This is a genomic window from Actinoplanes sandaracinus, from assembly GCF_030009775.1.
Taxonomy (GTDB): domain Bacteria; phylum Actinomycetota; class Actinomycetes; order Mycobacteriales; family Micromonosporaceae; genus Actinoplanes; species Actinoplanes sandaracinus.
In genome coordinates this window covers 1-17,656 of sequence record NZ_JASCTH010000013.1, presented here as the reverse complement: position 1 = coordinate 17,656, position 17,656 = coordinate 1, and the positions used below count along the sequence as shown (strand labels likewise).

General features: G+C 69.9%; 14 protein-coding genes and 1 pseudogene. 10 read left to right on the top strand and 5 right to left on the bottom strand.

Annotation, left to right across the window (positions count from 1 at the left end; translation table 11 throughout):
• Window positions 1-82 precede the first annotated feature (82 nt).
• Window positions 83-697, bottom strand: a complete 615-nt coding sequence (locus tag QLQ12_RS47390; protein ID WP_456049086.1) for an SAM-dependent methyltransferase — start codon at window positions 695-697, stop codon at window positions 83-85.
• A 12-nt stretch (window positions 698-709) separates the two neighbouring features.
• Window positions 710-1,660, bottom strand: a pseudogene (locus QLQ12_RS47385) (NAD(P)/FAD-dependent oxidoreductase); the annotation flags it as partial.
• A 187-nt stretch (window positions 1,661-1,847) separates the two neighbouring features.
• Here QLQ12_RS47385 and QLQ12_RS20335 point away from each other — a divergent pair.
• Window positions 1,848-2,426 (top strand): helix-turn-helix domain-containing protein, encoded by a 579-nt coding sequence (locus QLQ12_RS20335; RefSeq protein WP_282761804.1) that lies wholly within the window; start codon window positions 1,848-1,850, stop codon window positions 2,424-2,426.
• Window positions 2,427-2,826: 400 nt separating this feature from the next.
• On the opposite strand, the gene QLQ12_RS20330 is transcribed toward QLQ12_RS20335, so the two are convergent.
• The 3 genes from QLQ12_RS20330 to QLQ12_RS20320 all read right to left on the bottom strand — a co-directional run bounded on the left by QLQ12_RS20330 (window position 2,827) and on the right by QLQ12_RS20320 (window position 8,449).
• A complete protein-coding gene (locus QLQ12_RS20330) occupies window positions 2,827-3,768 on the bottom strand; it encodes a phosphoglycerate dehydrogenase (RefSeq protein ID WP_282761803.1) in 942 nt (313 codons plus the stop codon).
• Window positions 3,769-5,482: 1,714 nt separating this feature from the next.
• Entirely contained in the window at window positions 5,483-6,232 is a 750-nt protein-coding gene (locus QLQ12_RS20325; protein ID WP_282761802.1) for a hypothetical protein, read from the bottom strand.
• 99 nt (window positions 6,233-6,331) lie between these two features.
• Window positions 6,332-8,449: a PhoX family protein gene (locus QLQ12_RS20320; protein WP_282761801.1), complete on the bottom strand. Its 2,118-nt coding sequence runs from the start codon at window positions 8,447-8,449 to the stop codon at window positions 6,332-6,334.
• A gap of 506 nt (window positions 8,450-8,955) precedes the next feature.
• On the opposite strand from QLQ12_RS20320, the gene QLQ12_RS20315 reads away from it, so the two are divergent.
• The 9 genes from QLQ12_RS20315 to QLQ12_RS20275 all read left to right on the top strand — a co-directional run.
• The gene (locus tag QLQ12_RS20315; protein WP_282761800.1) at window positions 8,956-11,451 is read left to right on the top strand and encodes an alpha-L-arabinofuranosidase C-terminal domain-containing protein; all 2,496 of its coding nucleotides are present in this window, start codon (window positions 8,956-8,958) and stop codon (window positions 11,449-11,451) included.
• A gap of 12 nt (window positions 11,452-11,463) precedes the next feature.
• On the top strand, window positions 11,464-12,885 hold the full coding sequence (locus tag QLQ12_RS20310; RefSeq protein WP_282761799.1) for a glycoside hydrolase family 43 protein: 1,422 nt from the start codon (window positions 11,464-11,466) through the stop codon (window positions 12,883-12,885).
• An 88-nt stretch (window positions 12,886-12,973) separates the two neighbouring features.
• On the top strand, window positions 12,974-13,411 hold the full coding sequence (locus QLQ12_RS20305) for an RrF2 family transcriptional regulator (RefSeq protein ID WP_282761798.1): 438 nt from the start codon (window positions 12,974-12,976) through the stop codon (window positions 13,409-13,411).
• 13 nt (window positions 13,412-13,424) lie between these two features.
• Window positions 13,425-14,639: a globin domain-containing protein gene (locus QLQ12_RS20300; RefSeq protein WP_282761797.1), complete on the top strand. Its 1,215-nt coding sequence runs from the start codon at window positions 13,425-13,427 to the stop codon at window positions 14,637-14,639.
• Window positions 14,640-14,791: 152 nt separating this feature from the next.
• Window positions 14,792-15,181 (top strand): YbaB/EbfC family nucleoid-associated protein, encoded by a 390-nt coding sequence (locus QLQ12_RS20295; protein WP_282761796.1) that lies wholly within the window; start codon window positions 14,792-14,794, stop codon window positions 15,179-15,181.
• On the top strand, window positions 15,181-15,501 hold the full coding sequence (locus tag QLQ12_RS20290) for a type VII secretion target (protein ID WP_282761795.1): 321 nt from the start codon (window positions 15,181-15,183) through the stop codon (window positions 15,499-15,501). The genes QLQ12_RS20295 and QLQ12_RS20290 overlap by 1 nt, the downstream gene beginning before the upstream one ends.
• A complete protein-coding gene (locus QLQ12_RS20285; RefSeq protein WP_282761794.1) occupies window positions 15,498-16,496 on the top strand; it encodes a hypothetical protein in 999 nt (332 codons plus the stop codon). Before QLQ12_RS20290 ends, QLQ12_RS20285 begins: the two co-directional genes overlap by 4 nt.
• A gap of 12 nt (window positions 16,497-16,508) precedes the next feature.
• Window positions 16,509-17,102 carry a DUF6346 domain-containing protein gene (locus QLQ12_RS20280; RefSeq protein WP_282761793.1) on the top strand — a complete coding sequence of 198 codons (594 nt, stop codon included), beginning with the start codon at window positions 16,509-16,511 and terminating at the stop codon, window positions 17,100-17,102.
• Between the two features lie 360 nt (window positions 17,103-17,462).
• A partial coding sequence (locus QLQ12_RS20275) for a YbaB/EbfC family nucleoid-associated protein (protein ID WP_282761792.1) occupies window positions 17,463-17,656 on the top strand: 194 nt, incomplete at its 3' end.

Below are 17,656 nucleotides of genomic sequence, written 5' to 3'. Positions count from 1 at the left end.
CGTCGCGACTACGCTGCCGATTTGCCCGGTTCGCTACAAACCATTCTGCCAAAACTCGGACATATCGCCCACGGTGCATTGTTCAGCGTTGACGCTGGGCCACCAGGACCGCGTCGTGGATGGTGATCTCACGGCCCTGCGGGTCGGTCACCGTCCGCGGCCGGGCCTCCGCGGTGACGATCTTCCATCCGCCGGGCTCCAGCAGACCGGCGATCTCCTCGGCGGTGAACAGCATGTCCGGGAAGTGCATCCGGCCGACCGAGGTCGCCAGGTCCGACGGGTGGTGACCGACGACCAGCAGTGTGCCACCGGGCCCCACCGAGGCGGCGAGACGGGTGTACAGCTCCCGGCGGGCGTCCGGCGGCAGGTGCATGAACTGGGCGCTGACCAGGTCGTACCCCTCCCCCGGCTCGTCGGTGCGAAGGTCCGCGTGCCGGAAGGTGATGCGCTCGGCGAGCCCGGCGTCGGCCGCGTGCCCGGCCGCCCGGCCCAACGCCACCGAGGAGATGTCCACCGCCGTCACCTGCCAGCCGCGCCCGGCCAGCCACACCGCGTCAGCGCCCTCACCGCAGCCGACGTCCAGGGCCCGGCCCACCGCCAGCCCGCTCACCTCGTCGACCAGGACCGGGTTGGGACGGCCGCTCCACACGGCGTCCTTCCCGCGGTACCGCTCCTCCCAGGCGTCCTCGGTGAACATGGTGGCGATCCGGTTCCGGTACGCGGCCACCGCGGCCCGGGTGTCCTCGGCGATCAGGTCCATGTTGATCGCCGCGCCGGCGGTCTGCCCACCGGCGACCGCGACCGCCACGGTCGCGCCCAGGTTCGTCACATTCCCGGCCACCCACACGCCCGGCACCGACGTCGCGCCACTCTCGTCGGCCGGAATCCGGCTGCCCAGCCGGTGCCCGTGCATCTCGAAAGGCTCCGCCACCAGGCCGAGCGCCTCGAGCACCCCGCTCCGGGCGGTGAACCGCGGGCCGACCACCACCGCGTCGACCGCGACCACGTCACCGTCGGCGAGACGAACCCCGGTCAACCGGTCCCCGGCGACCTCGACGCTCTCGATCGCCCCCGGCACCACCGGCACGCCCCGGGCCGCCAACTCCTCACCCTGCTCGGCCGCCGGCGCGTCCCCGCCGTTGAGCAGCAGCAGCACGTGCGGGCTGATCTGCCGCCACATCTGCGCCTGATGCACGCTCAGCGGCCCGCTCGCGATCACACCGATCCGCTGGTCACGCAGTTCCCACCCGTGGCAGTACGGGCAGTGCGCCACATCCCGCCCCCAACGCCCGGCCAGCCCCGGAATCGCCGGCAACTCGTCGACCAGGCCGGTCGTCACCAGCAGGCGCCGGCCCCGCACCGCCCGGCCGTCCTCCAGCTCGACCCGGAAACCGGCGTCGTCGCGGACCGCCGACCCGGCTCGGGCCGTCACCACCTCGACGCCGTACCCAGCCAGCTCATCTCGGCCGTCGGCCAGCAGCTCACCCGGGGGGACACCGTCCCGGCCCAGAAAGTTGTGCATGTGGGCCGCCGGAGCGTTGCGCGGCTCCCCGCTGTCCAGCACCAGCACCGACCGCCGCGACCGGGCCAGCGCCAGGGCGCCGCTCAACCCGGCCGCCCCGCCGCCGACAACCACGACGTCGTACGTCTGTTCCTCCACCGGCGTACCCCTCTCCTTCTCGTCCGACACGCCACCGTGCACGGCACCTGCTCCGCCCGCCGGACTTTCGCCGGCCGCTTCCACTGATCTGTCGCCTACCGGGGGTTCTCTCCCGATGGCGCGTCGGGCTTCCGCTTCCCGACCACCGTGCCCCGCACCCATGGATGCGGCAACTAATGTTGCTGTTATGGCAAAAGATCTGGAGTCGGCACTGGCCGCCGTCGGACCCCGGTTGCGTGAGCTGCGGCAGCAGCGGGAGATGACGCTCACCCGGCTGGCCGAGACGACCGGCATCTCGGTGAGCACCCTGTCCCGCCTCGAATCCGGCAGCCGAAAGCCGACCCTGGAACTCCTGCTACCGCTGGCCGAGGCCTATCAGGTCACCCTCGACGAGCTGGTCGACGCCCCGGAGACCGGCGACCCACGGGTCCGGTCCCGCCCGATCCAGCGGGACGGGCACACATTCCTCCCGCTCAGCCGCCGACCGGGCGGGTTGCAGGCCTTCAAGCAGATCCTGCCGCCCTCACCGTCGTCGTGCGGCCATGAACAACAGACCCACGAGGGGTACGAATGGCTCTACGTCCTCTCGGGCCGAGTCCGGCTCCTGCTCGGTGACCACGACTTGGTGCTCACCCCTGGCGAGGCCGCCGAGTTCGACACCCGCCTGCCTCATTCGGTCTCCAACCCCGGCCCCGAGCCCGCCGAACTGATCAACATCTTCGGCCCCCAGGGTGAACGCGTCCACGTCCGGGCCCGCTCCCGCTGACCGACCCGCCACGCCACGCCACAGCCGCATGATGCAACCCCTACCCCACCCTCATCACCCCCCGCGACCTTGTGGCTTCGCGGCCCTCACGAGGGCGAAGACTCACAACATCACGCGTGGTCGGGTGGCAGCGAGGAGCGCCTCGGCAACGGTGTGAACGAGACAGCAACCCCGCGCCGTGGGCTTTCCGGCTGAGCCGATCTGCTGGCCGTGCGGATGCGCTGTCTCCTGTCCGTTATGACCGCTGATTCGCACGGCCAGCAGATCAACACCTGGGACGGGTGCGTCGGCCAGGCGAGGCCAGGCGAGGTTAGGCGAGGCCAGGCGAGGGTAGGCGAGGCCAGGCGAGGTTAGGCGAGGTTAGGCGAGGCCAGGCGAGGGTAGGCGAGGCCAGGCGAGGTTAGCGGGTTACGACGTTGCGCAGCGGGGTGCCGGCCAGGTAGGCGGCCAGGTTGTCGGTGAGCAGGGCGGAAGCCCCGAGAGGACGACCGCCGGCGGCATGCGGAGTGATGATCACGTTGGGCTCGTCCCATAGGCCGGAGGTGGTTGGCAGCGGCTCGGTCTCGAAGACGTCGAGGGCGGCGCCGCCGAGCCGGCCGGCACGGATCGCGGCGAGCAGAGCGGCCTCGTCGAGGGTGGCGCCGCGACCGACGTTCACCACCCAGGCGTGGGCGGGCAGCCGCTCCAGGATCGCGGCGCCGAGGACACCAGTCGTCTCCGGAGTGGCCGGCAGGATGTTGATCAGCAGGTCGGTGGAGGGCAGCACGCCGGACAACTCGGCGTCAGTCACGATCGGGAAGCCGTGCCGCTCGCCCGCGGTGCGAGCCACTCCGGTCACGTTCGCGCCGAGGGCGGCGAGCAACGGGGCGAGGGTCGCGGCGATCCCGCCGAAGCCCCAGATGACCACGTTCGCATCGCGGAGCGTGCGGAAGGAACTCTCCTCCCGCACCGGCTGCAGTCCGCCCAGTTCTCCGGCCCAGCGATGCCCTATCTGGGCCCGGACCAGCAGGTTGAGCCGACGGGCGGCGGCCAGCGCCAGACCCAGCGTGTGCTCGGCGACGGTCTTGTCGTGAAGTCCCAAGCCGGCGGTGACCAGCACGTCCGTCCCGAACCCGGCCTGCAGCACCGCGTCCGGCCCGGCGGCGAGCGTCTGCACCCACCGCACCGACTTGATCCGCTGCGCCGCGTCCGACAGGTTCTCCTGTGTGCTGCCCCAGGCCACCAGCACTTCGGCGTCGGTGTGCTCGTCGGGCACAGGCCGCCGTGCGTCGTAGACGACCGTCTCCACGCCGGCCGGGAGTTCCGGGTCGAGTTCGATGGTGTCGGGCAGCAGAACCTTCATGGCGGCCAGCTTGCCAGCTCCCGCGCCGGGTCGGGAGATCGGCAATCGGCGGATCGCCGCCCGCCCCTTTGACAGGTGTGGCACCACCGCCCCACCGTCACCCCGGACGCCACGCGGATCACCGAGCCGTAGGCGCCATGCGGATCACCAGCCGTATGACAGACATGCGGATCACCCGGCCGTAGGTGCCATGCGGATCACCAGCCGAATTACAGGCATGCGGATCACCCAGCCGAATGACACCCGTCCTCAGGCCACCCGACCGCGTGCGACATCGACCGTCTCCGCTACCGTCGATCGCGTATGGATCGTCCGGCACGCGCGCACGGCAGCGCCGAGGTTGGCACAGCCCCTGGACCCCCAGTCCGACAAGGTGGCCCCGCCAACGACCGCCGCCACCTGGACAACCCCACAGCCGCCAATCCGTTGAGGTCGCCCCGGTCGGGTTCCACCGACACCCGGCTACCTTCCCGCAGCCGCCACTACGACAAGCTGGCCCCCGACCTTCGGCCCCCGCCCAGCCCCGGCTCCGGTCCCGGTCCCGGCCTCCGCCTCCGGCCCCTACTTCCGCCCTCCGGCCTCCGCCCCGTTACCCGAGCCCTGCCCTGCCATGCCCGGCCCCGGCCCCGGCCCGACGCTGGACTCCTGCCCCCGGCCGGGCCCCGGCCAACGGCCGCCATGTCCCGGACGCCCCCTGCCCTCGGGAGCGCCTAGGCAACGGTGTGAACACGGCATCAACCCGGGTCCGTTGGCTTCTCCAGTGAGTTGACCTGCTGGCCGTGCGAGAGTGCTGCCTCGCGTCCGTTTCGACCGCGGATTCGCACGGCCAGCAGATCTACAGTCGGCGGAGGCGAACGCGATCCCGGAAGCACCGCATGGACGTGGTGGACCGCTGGGGCAGGTCGTGGAACCCCGGGGACCGGGATGGATCCTGGCCGGTCCTGCCTGCTGACCGTGAGCTCCGCCCGGACCCGCCGCGGACCGCGCTCATGACCAGCCAGCCAAGATCGGCTCAGCCACCGGGTGCCCGCGGACGGACACGTCCTGGCGTCTTGGCGTCTTGGCGTCTTGCCGTCCTGCCGTCCTGCCGTCCTGCCGTCCTGCCGTCCTGCCGTCCTGCCGTCCTGCCGTCCTGCCGTCCTGCCGTCCTGCCGTCCGATTTTTCGACGCCCGTTGTGGGTGTTAGCTACACCCACAACGGGTGTCAGACTTTTGGCACACACCATGCCGCCCCAGATTTTCCAGCGACGGACTACGGCGGGTCGGGGGTCGACGCCGCGCCCTCTGTCCGCGCACGAGGTGGGGCGCCACGAATGCGAAGATCTGCGGCCCCGGACGCGAGGCCACCCCTTCGACATCGCGCACGTCGGCCTATCGCCGCCCGCATCCCCCATCGCCGGTGCGGCTAACGGGCGGTCAGCCGCGGCCGAACGGCGCTGGCAAGGTCAGGTGAGGGACGCGGTCGGGCGAAGGACGCGGTCAGGCCAAGAACGCCGCCAGACCAAGAACGCCGCCAGACCAAGCAAGAACGCCGCCAGACCAAGAACGCGGTCGGTGTGGATCGCGATCGGTGGCGTGGGGAGGCGCGCGGGTGGGCCGGTGGCCACGTCGGCCTGAAGGGGTCGATGGTGCTGCGCAGAGCCGCCGCCGGCCGGGCACGTTCAGGGCCCGAGCTCGGGCGGCGGGGTTCGTCCTCGGCGGCGATCGCGGCATATCAGCGTAGGGCGGGGGTGCTGCCCCACGTCTGGACCAGACGGTCGCGTTCGGCTTCGGAGCCGATGGCGGCCCGCAGGTCGGGGCGGTGGGCGTACTCGTGGAGCACCCGGGACAGGAAGAGCGCATCGGTGCCGGCGGGTCCCAAGGCCGAGCCGAGGGGACGCCAGCCGCGGCCGCGGACGAGGTCCGGCCGGGAGAAGGTGAGGGCGACCCGGCCGTGTCCGTCGGGGACCGCCGGGTATCCGACACCGGCGAACGCCTCCCAGGGAACGAACATCGCGCCGTAGGCCCGGTGTTCCTCGATGCCATCGGGCCGCAGCCGGACCCGCAGTGGGCGGAGCAACCGCCACCACGCCAGGGAGATGATGACGGCCCATGCCATGGCGAAGGTCAGGCCGATGCCCCGGAGTTCTTGTCCGTCGGCGATCTCCCACAACCGGTCGGCGATCGTCCCGCTGCCCTGGAAGGTGACGGCCGCGATGACGAGCGTCAGTCCGACGTCGGGCGGGGTGTCGAAGGCGGCAACGTGGGGTCGCGCTATCAGGGTCGCCGGGCGGTACCGGTAGAGCGCCAGGACGGCTGATCCGAACGAGCCGAGCAGGATCACGGCGTAGCCGAGGTCGGCCGCGTCCCGGACCGGGCTGCCCGCCGTCTCCCGCAGGACGCCGACGCCGGTGCCCATGGCCAGCGCTGTCAGCAGGACGGCCAGGGGGTGGCGGCCCAGCGCCGAGAACAGCTTGAGAAGCACGGCCGCCATGCTAGGTGGGCCTTACCAGGAAAGGAACGGCCGCGGCGTCGAACGCCGCGGCCGTTTGCCCAAGCTCGGAGGCCCGGAAGCCCGGATGGATCAGCTTCCGATCGGGCCGCCGTCCTTGCGCCAGGTCACGACGACGCCGGGCTTGGCGAAGTCGCCGTCGGGCCAGACCGAGGCCGGATTGTCCACCGACGCGCCGCTGATCTCGCCGGGGTGCTGGACCGCGACGAAGACCGACCTGTCGTCCTTCGTGATGAACGGCCCACAGGTCTCGGCGCCGGGGGGCACGGTCAGGAACTGGCGGAGGTGGCCGCGCTCCTTGCCCTCGATCGGCGTGGCGAACAGGCCGTCGTTGCTGCCCAGCGCGTTGCCGTCGGTCGAGATCCACAGGTTACCGGCGCTGTCGAAGGCGACGTTGTCGGGGCAGGAGATCGGGGAGACGGCGCTCTTGTCGTACCCGCCGAAGTAGGTGTCGGCCGAGGCCGGGTCACCGCAGACGATCGGAAGTTGCCAGCTGAACCTCGTACCCGTGTGGTCGCCTTTGTCCTCGGTGATCTCGAAGATGTGGCCGTGCTTGTTGGCGTTGCGGGGGTTGGCCTCGTCCGCCTTGGCGTTGGCGCCGACGCCACGGTTGGAGTTGTTGGTCATCGCCGCGTAGATCTTGCCGGTGCGCAGGCTGGGCTGGACGTCCTCGGGACGGTCCATCTTGGTGGCGCCGACCGCGTCACCGGCGAGCCGGGTGAAGGTGAGCACGTCGATCGCGGTCATGCCGGGCACGAACGAGGTGTTACCGGAGACCAGCTTGATCCACTCGCCCCGCCCGTCGAACTTGCCGTCCGTGGGCAGCTTGCCGGTGCCGTCGATCTCGGTGGCCGGGCTGTCGCCGGTCACCTTGGCGACGTAGAGCGTGCCCGACTCCAGCAGGGTCAGGTTGTGCTTGCGTGCCCACGGCGCGTCGCTGTCGATGTACTTCTTGTCCGAGACGAACTTGTACAGGTAGTCGAAGCGCTCGTCGTCGCCCATGTACGCGACGACCTTGCCGTTCTTGGCGACGATGACGTTCGCACCCTCGTGCTTGAACCGGCCCATCGCGGTGTGCTTGCGCGGGCGGCCCTCCGGGTCGAACGGGTCGATCTCGACGATCCAGCCGAACCGGTTGGCCTCGTTGGGGTGCCGGGCCAGGTCGAAGCGCTCCTGCGCCCGCTCCCACTTGCGGCTGCCGCTCGGGTAGCGGGCCGTGGTGGAGATGCCGTAGCGGGCCAGTTTCGGCTTGACGTCGGCCGCGACGGCATCGCCGCCGACGAAGTACTGGTTGAAGTTCTCCTCGCCGGAGAGCACGGTGCCCCACGGGGTGACGCCGCCGGCGCAGTTGTTCAGCGTGCCGATGGCGATCCTGCCGGAGGGGTCGGCGGCGGTCTTGACGAGCGCCGTGCCGGCCACCGGGCCGGTCAGCTTGAATTCGGTGTCCAGCATCGTGATGCGGCGGTTGTAGCGGAGGCGGCGGCTCAAGACCTGCTTCCACTCGCCGGTGCGGCCGACGCGCTCGATCTCCACGACGGAGAGGCCGTGCGCCGCCATGGCGATCTTCACCTGCTCGACGGTGAGGGCGTCGTGGCTGGTGAAGCCGCGGAACATCAGGTCCTCGTTGGTGTACTCGTGGTTCACCACGAGCAGGGCGCGGTCCCGGTGGCCGGGGATGGGGATGACGCCGACGAAGTCGTTGTTGTAGCCGAACTGCTTCAACTGGGCGGCGGCGGTCTGGTTGTCGACGTCGAACGCGGGCGCGCCGGGAACGACCGGGTCGCCCCAGCGGATCACCACGGACGACCGGTAGCCGGCCGGGATGGTGACCTGGTCGAGGGTGTTCGGGGGGACCGTGTCGAAGGTCAGCCTGCCGGCCTTCTGGGGCTGGTGGTGGTGGCCAGGGCCGGGGTGGCCGAGCGGCCCGGCGGCCGGGGCGGCCGCCGCGGGCGCGGCGGCCGCGAGCGCGGACCCGCCGAAGCCGAGCACCATGGCGCCGACGGCGCCGGCGCGGACCACGCCACGGCGGGTCATCTCGGCGTTCACCACGTCACCGATGTACGGGTTCGCGGACTCGTTCGGTACGGGGTGGTCACACGCGTTGCCACATCGGTACAGACAAGTCATCGCGTCTCGGCTACCGCCACTGTGTCCCAGCAGCGGCAGCAGTCGGCGAATCTGGTCTGGCATCGGTTCTCCTCGGTCTCTCGTCACCGGACTCGATGACGGGCTGCCCGGACGCTAAGAGCCCAGGTCGACCGCGACCACCCTGGACAGGTGCCGTCGAAGTGAACGAGGCGTGAACGTCCGTCACGTTTGCCCAGCAATATCGACTCGTCACACAGTGCGCCCGTGGTTTCGCCACGTCCACCGCGCCTACCGACCCGCGAGAGGCTGAGCCGCGCTTCTCCGTACAACCTCAGGGTTTCGAGGACTTTTCGCAAGCGGTCGGCGCAATCGGGCGCATCGGCGACGGGGGCCCGGGAACCCGCCGGCAATCCCCATCCGGCCGGGGGGCGCCCTCGTCGGCGTTCTGCCTGGTTAGCGTTAACAAACCCCTACTCCCGGGGTTGCAGCGCTGCAAGACCATCGACTGCGAACTCTTGACAGGGGTGTCGATGTTTGCGTACACATTGCTGAGATCGTCCACCGGAAACACTTCTGAAACCGTTGCGATCCGCACCGGAGGACCCCTCATGCGCAAGATCCCCTACCGCCTCGCGGGCGCGGCCGCTGTTCTGGTCACGCTCCCGCTCGCGGTCTCCCCGCCCGTCGCCGCCTACGCGGTCGAGCCTGACTACACCATCACGGTGAGCCCGGGCGCGACCGGAGCCGCCATTCCCAGGTCCATGTACGGCGTCTTCTTCGAGGACATCAACTACGCGGCCGACGGCGGTCTCTACGCCGAACTGGTCCGCAACCGCTCGTTCGAGTTCAACGCCACCGACGCCGCCGGCTACACCGGGCTGACCGCCTGGACCACCTCCGGCTCGGCCACCGTGGTGAACGACGACCAGCGGCTCCACGAGCGCAACCGCAACTACCTCAAGCTCAGTGGCGCGGCCGGCGTCACCAACGCCGGCTACAACACCGGGCTCGCGGTCGCCCGGTCGGAGCACTACAACTTCTCGGTCTGGGCACGGGCCGACGCCGCGGCCACGCTCGACATCACGCTGCAGACCGCGGACGGCGCCGCTCTCTCGGCGCCGCTGAAAGTCGCGGTCTCCGGTGACACCTGGAAGAAGTACACGGGCACCCTGAGGGCCACCGCCACCAGCGACGCCGCCCGGCTCTCGGTGAAGGCGTCCGGCGCCACCACGCTGCGGCTCGACGAGATTTCGCTGTTCCCGCGGGACACCTACAAGGGCCGCGCCAACGGCCTGCGCAAGGACCTGGCGCAGAAGATCGCCGACCTGGACCCGGGCTTCGTCCGGTTCCCCGGCGGCTGCCTGGTCAACACCGGCAGCATGTACCCGTACGACGCCGCCAACAACTACCCGCGTGCCCGGTCCTACCAGTGGAAGGACACCGTCGGGCCGGTCGAGACGCGGGCCACGAACAAGAACTTCTGGGGCTACAACCAGACCTACGGCCTGGGCTACTACGAGTACTTCCAGTTCTCCGAGGACATCGGCGCCATGCCGCTGCCGGTGGTGCCGGCCCTGGTCACCGGTTGTGGCCAGAACCGCGCCACCGTCGACGAGGCGCTGCTGCAGAAGCACATCCAGGACACCCTCGACCTGATCGAGTTCGCCAACGGGCCGGTCACGACCACCTGGGGCAAGCTGCGCGCCGACATGGGGCACCCGAAGCCGTTCGGGCTGACCACGATCGGCGTCGGCAACGAGGAGAACCTGCCCGAGGAGTACTGGGCGAACTTCCTCAAGTTCGAGGCCGCCATCAAGGCGAAGCACCCGACGATCACCGTCGTCAGCAACTCCGGCCCGGACGATCAGGGCGGCACGTTCGAGAACCTGTGGGCCAAGAACCGGGCGCACGGCTCGGACATGGTCGACGAGCACTACTACAACAGCCCGTCGTGGTTCCTGCAGAACAACAAGCGCTACGACTCGTACGACCGCAATGGCCCGAAGGTCTTCCTCGGCGAATACGCGTCGCTGGACAACAAGCTGTTCAACTCGCTGGCCGAGGCCGCCTACATGACCGGCCTGGAGCGCAACGCCGACGTGGTGAAGATGGCGTCCTACGCGCCGCTGCTCGCCAACATCGACAACGTGCAGTGGAAGCCGGACATGATCTGGTTCGACAACGACGAGTCGTGGGGCTCCACCAGCTACCAGGTGCAGAAGCTGTTCATGAACAACGTCGGTGACAAGGTCATCCCGACCACGACGACCGGCGACGTGGTGCGGCCGAAGCCGATCACCGGCGGGATCGGGCTCTCCACCTGGCGTACCGCCGCCGCCTACGACGACGTCAAGGTCACCAGGCCGGACGGCAGCGTGCTGTTCAGCGACGACTTCAGCGACGGCAATGCCGACGGCTGGAGCGCGGTGCAGCCGCGGGGCACGTGGAGCGTGACCAACGGCGCCTACACGCAGACCGACACGGCGGCCGAGGACACCATGGTCAAGGCGGCCACCATCAGCGAGACCGATTACGACTACACGCTGAAGGCCACCAAGACCGCCGGCGCCGAGGGCTTCCTGGTCGCGTTCGGCATCCAGGAGACCGGCAACTTCTACTGGTGGAACCTGGGCGGCTGGAACAACACCCAGGGCGCCGTCGAGAAGGGCGTCACCAGCGCCAAGGAGCAGATCCTCACCAAGCCCAACACGGTGACGACCGGCCAGACCTACGACCTCAAGGTCCAGGTCCGTGGCACCAAGGTCACGCTGTTCCTGAACGGCGTGGAGTGGGCCTCGTTCGACGACAACGCGGTGACCGAGCCGTTCGCCCAGGTTGTCACCGAGGACACCAAGGCCCGCGAGCTGATCGTCAAGGTCGTCAACGCGCAGGACACCCCGGCCGTCACGAAGATCGACCTGGGTGGGCGCAAGGTGGCCCGGACCGCGAAGCAGACCGTGATCACCGGTGACCCGGGCGAGCAGAACACCCGGTCGGCGGAGCCGATCCAGCCGGTCACCACGACCGTCGGCGGGATCTCCTCCACCTTCACCCGCGAGTTCCCCGCGAACTCGGTCACCTTCCTCCGCATCAAGACCCGATAAGGGGACGCAGCCATGACGTACGCATTCAGTCGCCGTACCCTGCTGCGAGGTTCGCTCGGGGTGACCGCCGCCGGCGCCGTCGGCGCGCTCACCGCCAGCGGCGCGGAAGGCGCCCCGCAGCCCGGGCCACTGCCCAGCGACGCCGCGATCTACGGGGTGCCCACCGTGGACCCGCTGATCAGCCAGCGCGCCGACCCCTGGATCACCAAGCCGGTCGGCGGCATGTACTACTTCACCGCCTCGGTGCCGGAGTACGACCGCCTGATCGTGCGCGGCGCGCCCACCATCGCCGGACTGGCCGGCGCCGAGGAGACGGTCATCTGGCGCCGTCCCACCAGTGGGAAGATGGGCGGTCACATCTGGGCGCCGGAGCTGCACCGGATCGGCGGGAAGTGGTACATCTACTTCGCCGCCGGCGACGCCGGTGAAGTGTTCCGGATCCGCACCTACGTGATGGAGTCGGCGCTCGACGACCCGCGCGACCCGGCCGGCTGGACCCTCAAGGGCCAGCTCGCCACCGAGTGGGACGGCTTCACCCTCGACGCCACCAGCTTCACCCACAAGGGCCGGCAGTACCTCGTGTGGGCGCAGAGTGAGCCGGAGATCGCGGTCAACACCAGCCTCTACATCGCCGAGATGGCGAACCCGTGGACGCTCAAGACCAAGCCCACCCGGATCGCCACGCCCACCAGGAGCTGGGAGGTCATCGGGTTCAAGGTCAACGAGGGCCCGGCGGTGCTGATCCGCAACGGGAAGGTGTTCATCACCTACTCGGCCGCCGCGACCGACGCGAACTACTGCATGGGCCTGCTCACCGCCTCCGCCGGCGACGATCTGCTCAAGCGGGAGAGCTGGGTCAAGAACCCGGACCCGATCTTCGTCACCAACGAGGCGACCAAGCGCTTCGGACCCGGCCACAACTCGTTCACGGTCGCCGAGGACGGCGTCACGGACGTGCTGGTCTACCACGCCCGCGACTACAAGGCGATCACCGGCGACCCGCTCTACGACCCCAACCGGCACACCCGTGTGCAGAAGGTCTACTGGCACGAGGACGGGACGCCGATGTTCGGCATCCCGGTGGGGTCGGGCGGGCCGATCGTCCGGCTGTCGCCGTCGGACAAGCCGCGCTCGTTCGTCAAGCACGAGGGTGACGTGATCCGGGCCGCGCACGCGCCTCGGGAGCTGGAGCTGACCCAGTTCCGGTTCGTCGCGGCCGCCGACGGCACCGAGACGATCCAGTCCGTCGACCAGCCGGGCAAGTTCGTCACGGTCAGCGGCACGACCGTGTCGCTGAGCGCCACCGGTACGCCGGTGACCCGGATCGCGACCAAGGGCGGCGTGACCATCCGGGTCACGCCCGGAAAGTACCTGCGCCATGCCGGTGGACGGATCACGGTCGCCGACAAGGCGACGGTGTTCAGACTCAGCTGATCGCTTAAATCACGGAGGGGGTGCGCCCCCTCCGTGATTTAAGGCTCAAAACAAGAATCCTATAGTCCTCTTTTAGTACGGTCGACGCGTGCGACTGAACCGCTCCACCGACATCGGCCTCCGCGTCCTGATGCTCGCCGCCGCCCGGCCGGACGACCTGCACACCATCGACTCGCTGGCGGACGCGGTCGTGGTCCCCCGCAGCCACCTCGCCAAGGTGGTTCAGCGGCTCCAGCACCGGGGCCTGCTGGAGACGGTGCGTGGCCGGGGCGGCGGCGTCCGGCTCGCCACCGGCGCGGCCGGAGCGTCCATCGGTGGGCTGGTCCGCGACCTCGAGGGTGACACCGAGGTCGTCGACTGCGAGGGCGAGCCGGCCTGCCCGCTGAGCGGCGGCTGCCGGCTGCGCGGGGCGCTGCGCGTCGCACAGGAGGCGTTCTACGCCTCGCTCGACCCCCTCACGGTCGGTGACCTGGCCGCCCCGCCGGTGCGGCAGGTCCTGCTCACCCTCGGCTCTCACCGTGTCTAGCAAGGAGACCCCCATGCTGTCCGCATCCAGTGCCCCGGTCATCGAGGCCACCCTGCCGGTCGTCGGCGAACACCTCGAAACGATCTCCAGCGTCTTCTACCGGACGATGCTCGGGGAGAACCCGGAGCTGCTGAACCTGTTCAGCCGCAGCGCGCAGGCCACCGGTGAGCAGCGGAGCGCGTTGTCCGGGGCGGTCGCCGCGTACGCCGCCCATCTGATCGGCGCCGGGCCCTCGCCGTCGGCGTTCGAACACATCGTCGAGCGGATCGCGCACCGGCACTGCGCCCTCGGCATCCGCCCGGAGCAGTACACGATGGTCGGCCGCTACCTGCTCCGCGCCGTCGGCACGGTGCTCGGCGACGCCGTCACACCCGAGATCGCCGCCGCCTGGGACGAGGTCTACTGGCTGTTCGCGGCCCGGCTGATCGGCCGTGAGGCGCGCCTCTACGCCGAAGCCGGAGCGGACGGCGACGACCCGTGGCGCACCTTCACCGTGGCGCAGAAGGTCGCCGAGGCGGCCGACACGGTCTCGTTCGTGCTGGTCCCGGCCGACGGCGGGCCCGCGCCCGACTTCCGGCCCGGCCAGTACGTGACAGTCGCCGCCGACCTGCCCGGCGCGGGACGCCAGCTGCGGCAGTACTCGCTGTCCCAGGCGGCGACCGGCGGGACGCTGCGGATCACCGTGCGGCGTGTCCGCGGGTCCGGCGGCGCCCCTGACGGAGTGGTGTCCGGGTTCCTGCACGACCACGTCGGCGTCGGCGACGAACTGCCGGTCAGCCGGCCGTTCGGCGACCTGACACTGCGGCCCGGCGACGCCCCCCTGCTGCTGATCAGCGCGGGGGTGGGGATCACCCCGATGGCGGCGATGCTGGAGCACGTGGCGCGTACCCAGCCCATCCGGGCGGTGACCGCGGTGCACGCCGACCGCGCCCCGGACCGGCACCCGTTGCGCGCCGACATCACGGCCAACGGGGCCCGGCTGCGTTCCTTCCGCAGCCTGCGCTGGTACGAGCAGGCGGCCGCCGGCCCGGACACGTACACCGGCCGGATCGACACCGACCTGATCCCGGTCCACCCGGACGCCGAGGTCTATCTCTGCGGTCCGATGCCGTTCATGCGGGCCGTCCGGGCCGGTCTGCACCTGCGTGGCATCCCCGATGAGCGGATCCGCTACGAGGTGTTCGGCTCGGAACAGTGGCGTTCCGCGCCGGTGCCGGCCGCCGCCTGACGCTCGGAGGTGCCCCCGGCGGGTCGATGGAGCTGATTCGGTTGAACCCGCCCCCGCTCGCGGGTGTGTACCAGTGTGGGCGCCCGCTTCGGTGGGCGCCCGCGATCCGCCACGGATCGCGGACCGGTGCATCCCGGCGGGGAGGGGAAGCCATGCCACAGGACCCGGAGGACCTGCTCGCCGACTGGCAGTGGCGCGTCCAGCAACAGACCGAAACCACCCTGGAACTCACCCGGCGCATGAAACAGATCGACGCCACCGCGGAATCACCCGACGGCGACGTCACCGTGACAGTCGATCACGCCGGCGGCCTGAACGCCCTGACCCTCACCGACGACGCGATGCGACGGTATCCGGACGAGCTGGCACGGCTCATCCTGGACACCGCCCGCAGGGCGCAGTTCCAGCTCGCGGAAGGCATGGCCGAGCTGGCCAGAAGCATCTACGGCGCCGACTCCGCCACCACGTCGTTCGTCGCCGACACCTACGCCGAACAGTTCCCCGCCCCACCGTGCGACGACCGCCGGGAGCGTGGTCGGTGATGGCCGTACCGGAGCTCCACATCGACGTCGAGGCGGTCGGCTCGCACGCGACAATGGTGGACAACATCGCTGACATGCTCGCCGAGGTCGCCGCAGCCACCTCCTACCTTGATCAGCATGACGAGGTATACGGCGAGTGGCCCAGCGTTCTGATCCTGCCGTTCCTCAACATGGCGCAGGATCACGCGGTCCAGGAGATGCGGACCGGAACCGATGCGACGGCACATCTCGCCGATCTGCTGCGTGCCCTCACGGTGAACATCAGCCTGACCGACAGCGAAGCCGCCCAGATCCTGAGCTTCCGGGAGCCCGGACGATGAGCGAGACCTACGTCGGCCGGGCGAGCCTGATCGCTCCCGAGAGCCGGACCAAGATGTACGAGGGCGCCGGCATCCTTGAGTCCACCAGCGGATTCGTGGACAACGCGTTCAGCGGCGACTGGGTCGGGGCCGCCGGCAACGGGGTCGCGACCCTCCTGTCCGCCCTCGGCACGGTCATGGACCCGCTCCAGAGTGCCTTCGCCGCCGGTGTCGGCTGGCTCATGGAACATTGGAGCATCCTGCGTGAGCCGCTCGACAAGTTGATGGGCGACCCCAAAGCCATCGAGGGGCACGCGCAGAGCTGGAAGAACATCGAGAAGCGCCTCTACGACGCGGCGGGCCTCTACGTCGCGGAGGTCAAGAGCTCGACTGCCGGCTGGACAGCCGAGTCGGCCGACGCCTACCGGAAACGGGCACACGATCATGCTGAGTCGATCCAGGCGATGGGCAAGGTCGCGGACGGCATGAGCAAGGCGGCCACCGTCCTGGGGGCGATCGTCGGGGTGGCTCGCAACACGATCCGTGACATCATCGCCCAGGTGGTCGGCGCCATGATCTCCAAAGCGCTGCAAGCGGCCACCGGCGTGCTGGCGCCCAAGGCGATCGCCGAGATCACTCTGCTGGCCTTCGACGCCAGCACGAGGATCCTGACCGTGCTGAAAGGGCTGTTCGCACAGATCAACGAGATCAGCCTGCTCACCGGAAAGCTGCAGGGATTCCTGGCCGAGATCGGACAGGCCAACGCGAACGTTCTGCGTCTGGTGGCGCACCGGGCGGAGGCCGCCGACATCGCCAAGCAGGGATGGAAAGCATGGCCTGACGCCTATGGCGTGCTCCGCCAGGGGGACATCCGCGTCTATGGCCCCACCCGGCAGGTCCTCGTCAACACCGGGCGTTCCGCGGCACAGACCAATGGTTCCCAGAACAGCGGATCGGCCGCCGACAATACTAGCGATGGCGGCGCCGAGCCGACGCCCATCGTTCTTCCTGCCTGAGGAGGGATCCGCATGGAGTCGCGTGACGACCGGACGGCCCGGCGCCTCGCCGAGATCCGAGCACTCAAGGCCCAGCTCGACCGCGAGGAGTCCGAACGGGAAGCCGCCAGCTCCGGGCCGCAGTCAGCTGTCGTCAGCCGGCGATCGGGCAGCGCGATACGCTCGGCCGCGGTCCTGGCCGGAATCGTGCTGCTCAGCCTCGTTCTTCTCGGCTCCGGCATCACTCTCATCCGGCTGGCCGGGCGTGACTTCGAGGACGCCGATCGATCCGGCCGGGCCGCCGTCGACCACTGCCGAGAGCATGGGCCGGTCAGCAACAAAGGCTTCGGTTACTGGCATCGTTGTGACGTCACCGTTCGATGGGACGACGGAGACATCGACGACCTGGTGAACGACGGCATCTTCAGCCCTGCCGACATCGGCCGGGATATCCGCGTCGGTGACCACGGCCTGCACAAGCAGAGCAGGCAGCTCTCCCGCGAGGACCGTCAGCAGCGCCAGTGGCTCACCTGGCTCGGCTTCCCGCTGGCGATCGCCGCTCTTCTGCCCGGTTTCATCGCCGTTCTGATGATCCGCGAGTTGCTTCGATTCCGCCGCCGAAGGTAGGCCCCCGTGGCGGCCGACGCGTGGTTACGCGTACCTCGCTGATCTCGTCCGGACCGGCGACCGACGGCGGTGAGGTGGGCAGGAAGTCGGCGCGGTTGAGGTGGGCGGTTCTGCGGCGAAGCCGGTGCCGTCGACGAGGACGCGGATCCGCTACGAGGTGTTCGGCTCGGAACAGTGGCGTTCCGCGCCGGTGCCGGCCGCCGCCTGACGCTCGGAGGTGCCCCCGGCGGGTCGATGGAGCTGATTCGGTTGAACCCGCCCCCGCTCGCGGGTGTGTACCAGTGTGGGCGCCCGCTTCGGTGGGCGCCCGCGATCCGCCACGGATCGCGGACCGGTGCATCCCGGCGGGGAGGGGAAGCCATGCCACAGGACCCGGAGGACCTGCTCGCCGACTGGCAGTGGCGCGTCCAGCAACAGACCGAAACCACCCTGGAACTCACCCGGCGCATGAAACAGATCGACGCCACCGCGGAATCACCCGACGGCGACGTCACCGTGACAGTCGATCACGCCGGCGGCCTGAACGCCCTGACCCTCACCGACGACGCGATGCG

Bases quoted from the DNA above. Each gene is read 5' to 3' on its own strand.
- QLQ12_RS20295 (WP_282761796.1), top strand. From the start codon at position 14,792: ATGCCACAGGACCCGGAGGACCTGCTCGCCGACTGGCAGTGGCGCGTC.
- QLQ12_RS20335 (WP_282761804.1), top strand. From the start codon at position 1,848: ATGGCAAAAGATCTGGAGTCGGCACTGGCCGCCGTCGGACCCCGGTTG.
- QLQ12_RS20320 (WP_282761801.1), bottom strand. From the start codon at position 8,449: ATGCCAGACCAGATTCGCCGACTGCTGCCGCTGCTGGGACACAGTGGC.
- QLQ12_RS20330 (WP_282761803.1), bottom strand. From the start codon at position 3,768: ATGAAGGTTCTGCTGCCCGACACCATCGAACTCGACCCGGAACTCCCG.
- QLQ12_RS20300 (WP_282761797.1), top strand. From the start codon at position 13,425: ATGCTGTCCGCATCCAGTGCCCCGGTCATCGAGGCCACCCTGCCGGTC.
- QLQ12_RS47390 (WP_456049086.1), bottom strand. From the start codon at position 697: ATGTTCACCGAGGACGCCTGGGAGGAGCGGTACCGCGGGAAGGACGCC.
- QLQ12_RS20290 (WP_282761795.1), top strand. From the start codon at position 15,181: ATGGCCGTACCGGAGCTCCACATCGACGTCGAGGCGGTCGGCTCGCAC.
- QLQ12_RS20280 (WP_282761793.1), top strand. From the start codon at position 16,509: ATGGAGTCGCGTGACGACCGGACGGCCCGGCGCCTCGCCGAGATCCGA.
- QLQ12_RS20285 (WP_282761794.1), top strand. From the start codon at position 15,498: ATGAGCGAGACCTACGTCGGCCGGGCGAGCCTGATCGCTCCCGAGAGC.
- QLQ12_RS20315 (WP_282761800.1), top strand. From the start codon at position 8,956: ATGCGCAAGATCCCCTACCGCCTCGCGGGCGCGGCCGCTGTTCTGGTC.
- QLQ12_RS20310 (WP_282761799.1), top strand. From the start codon at position 11,464: ATGACGTACGCATTCAGTCGCCGTACCCTGCTGCGAGGTTCGCTCGGG.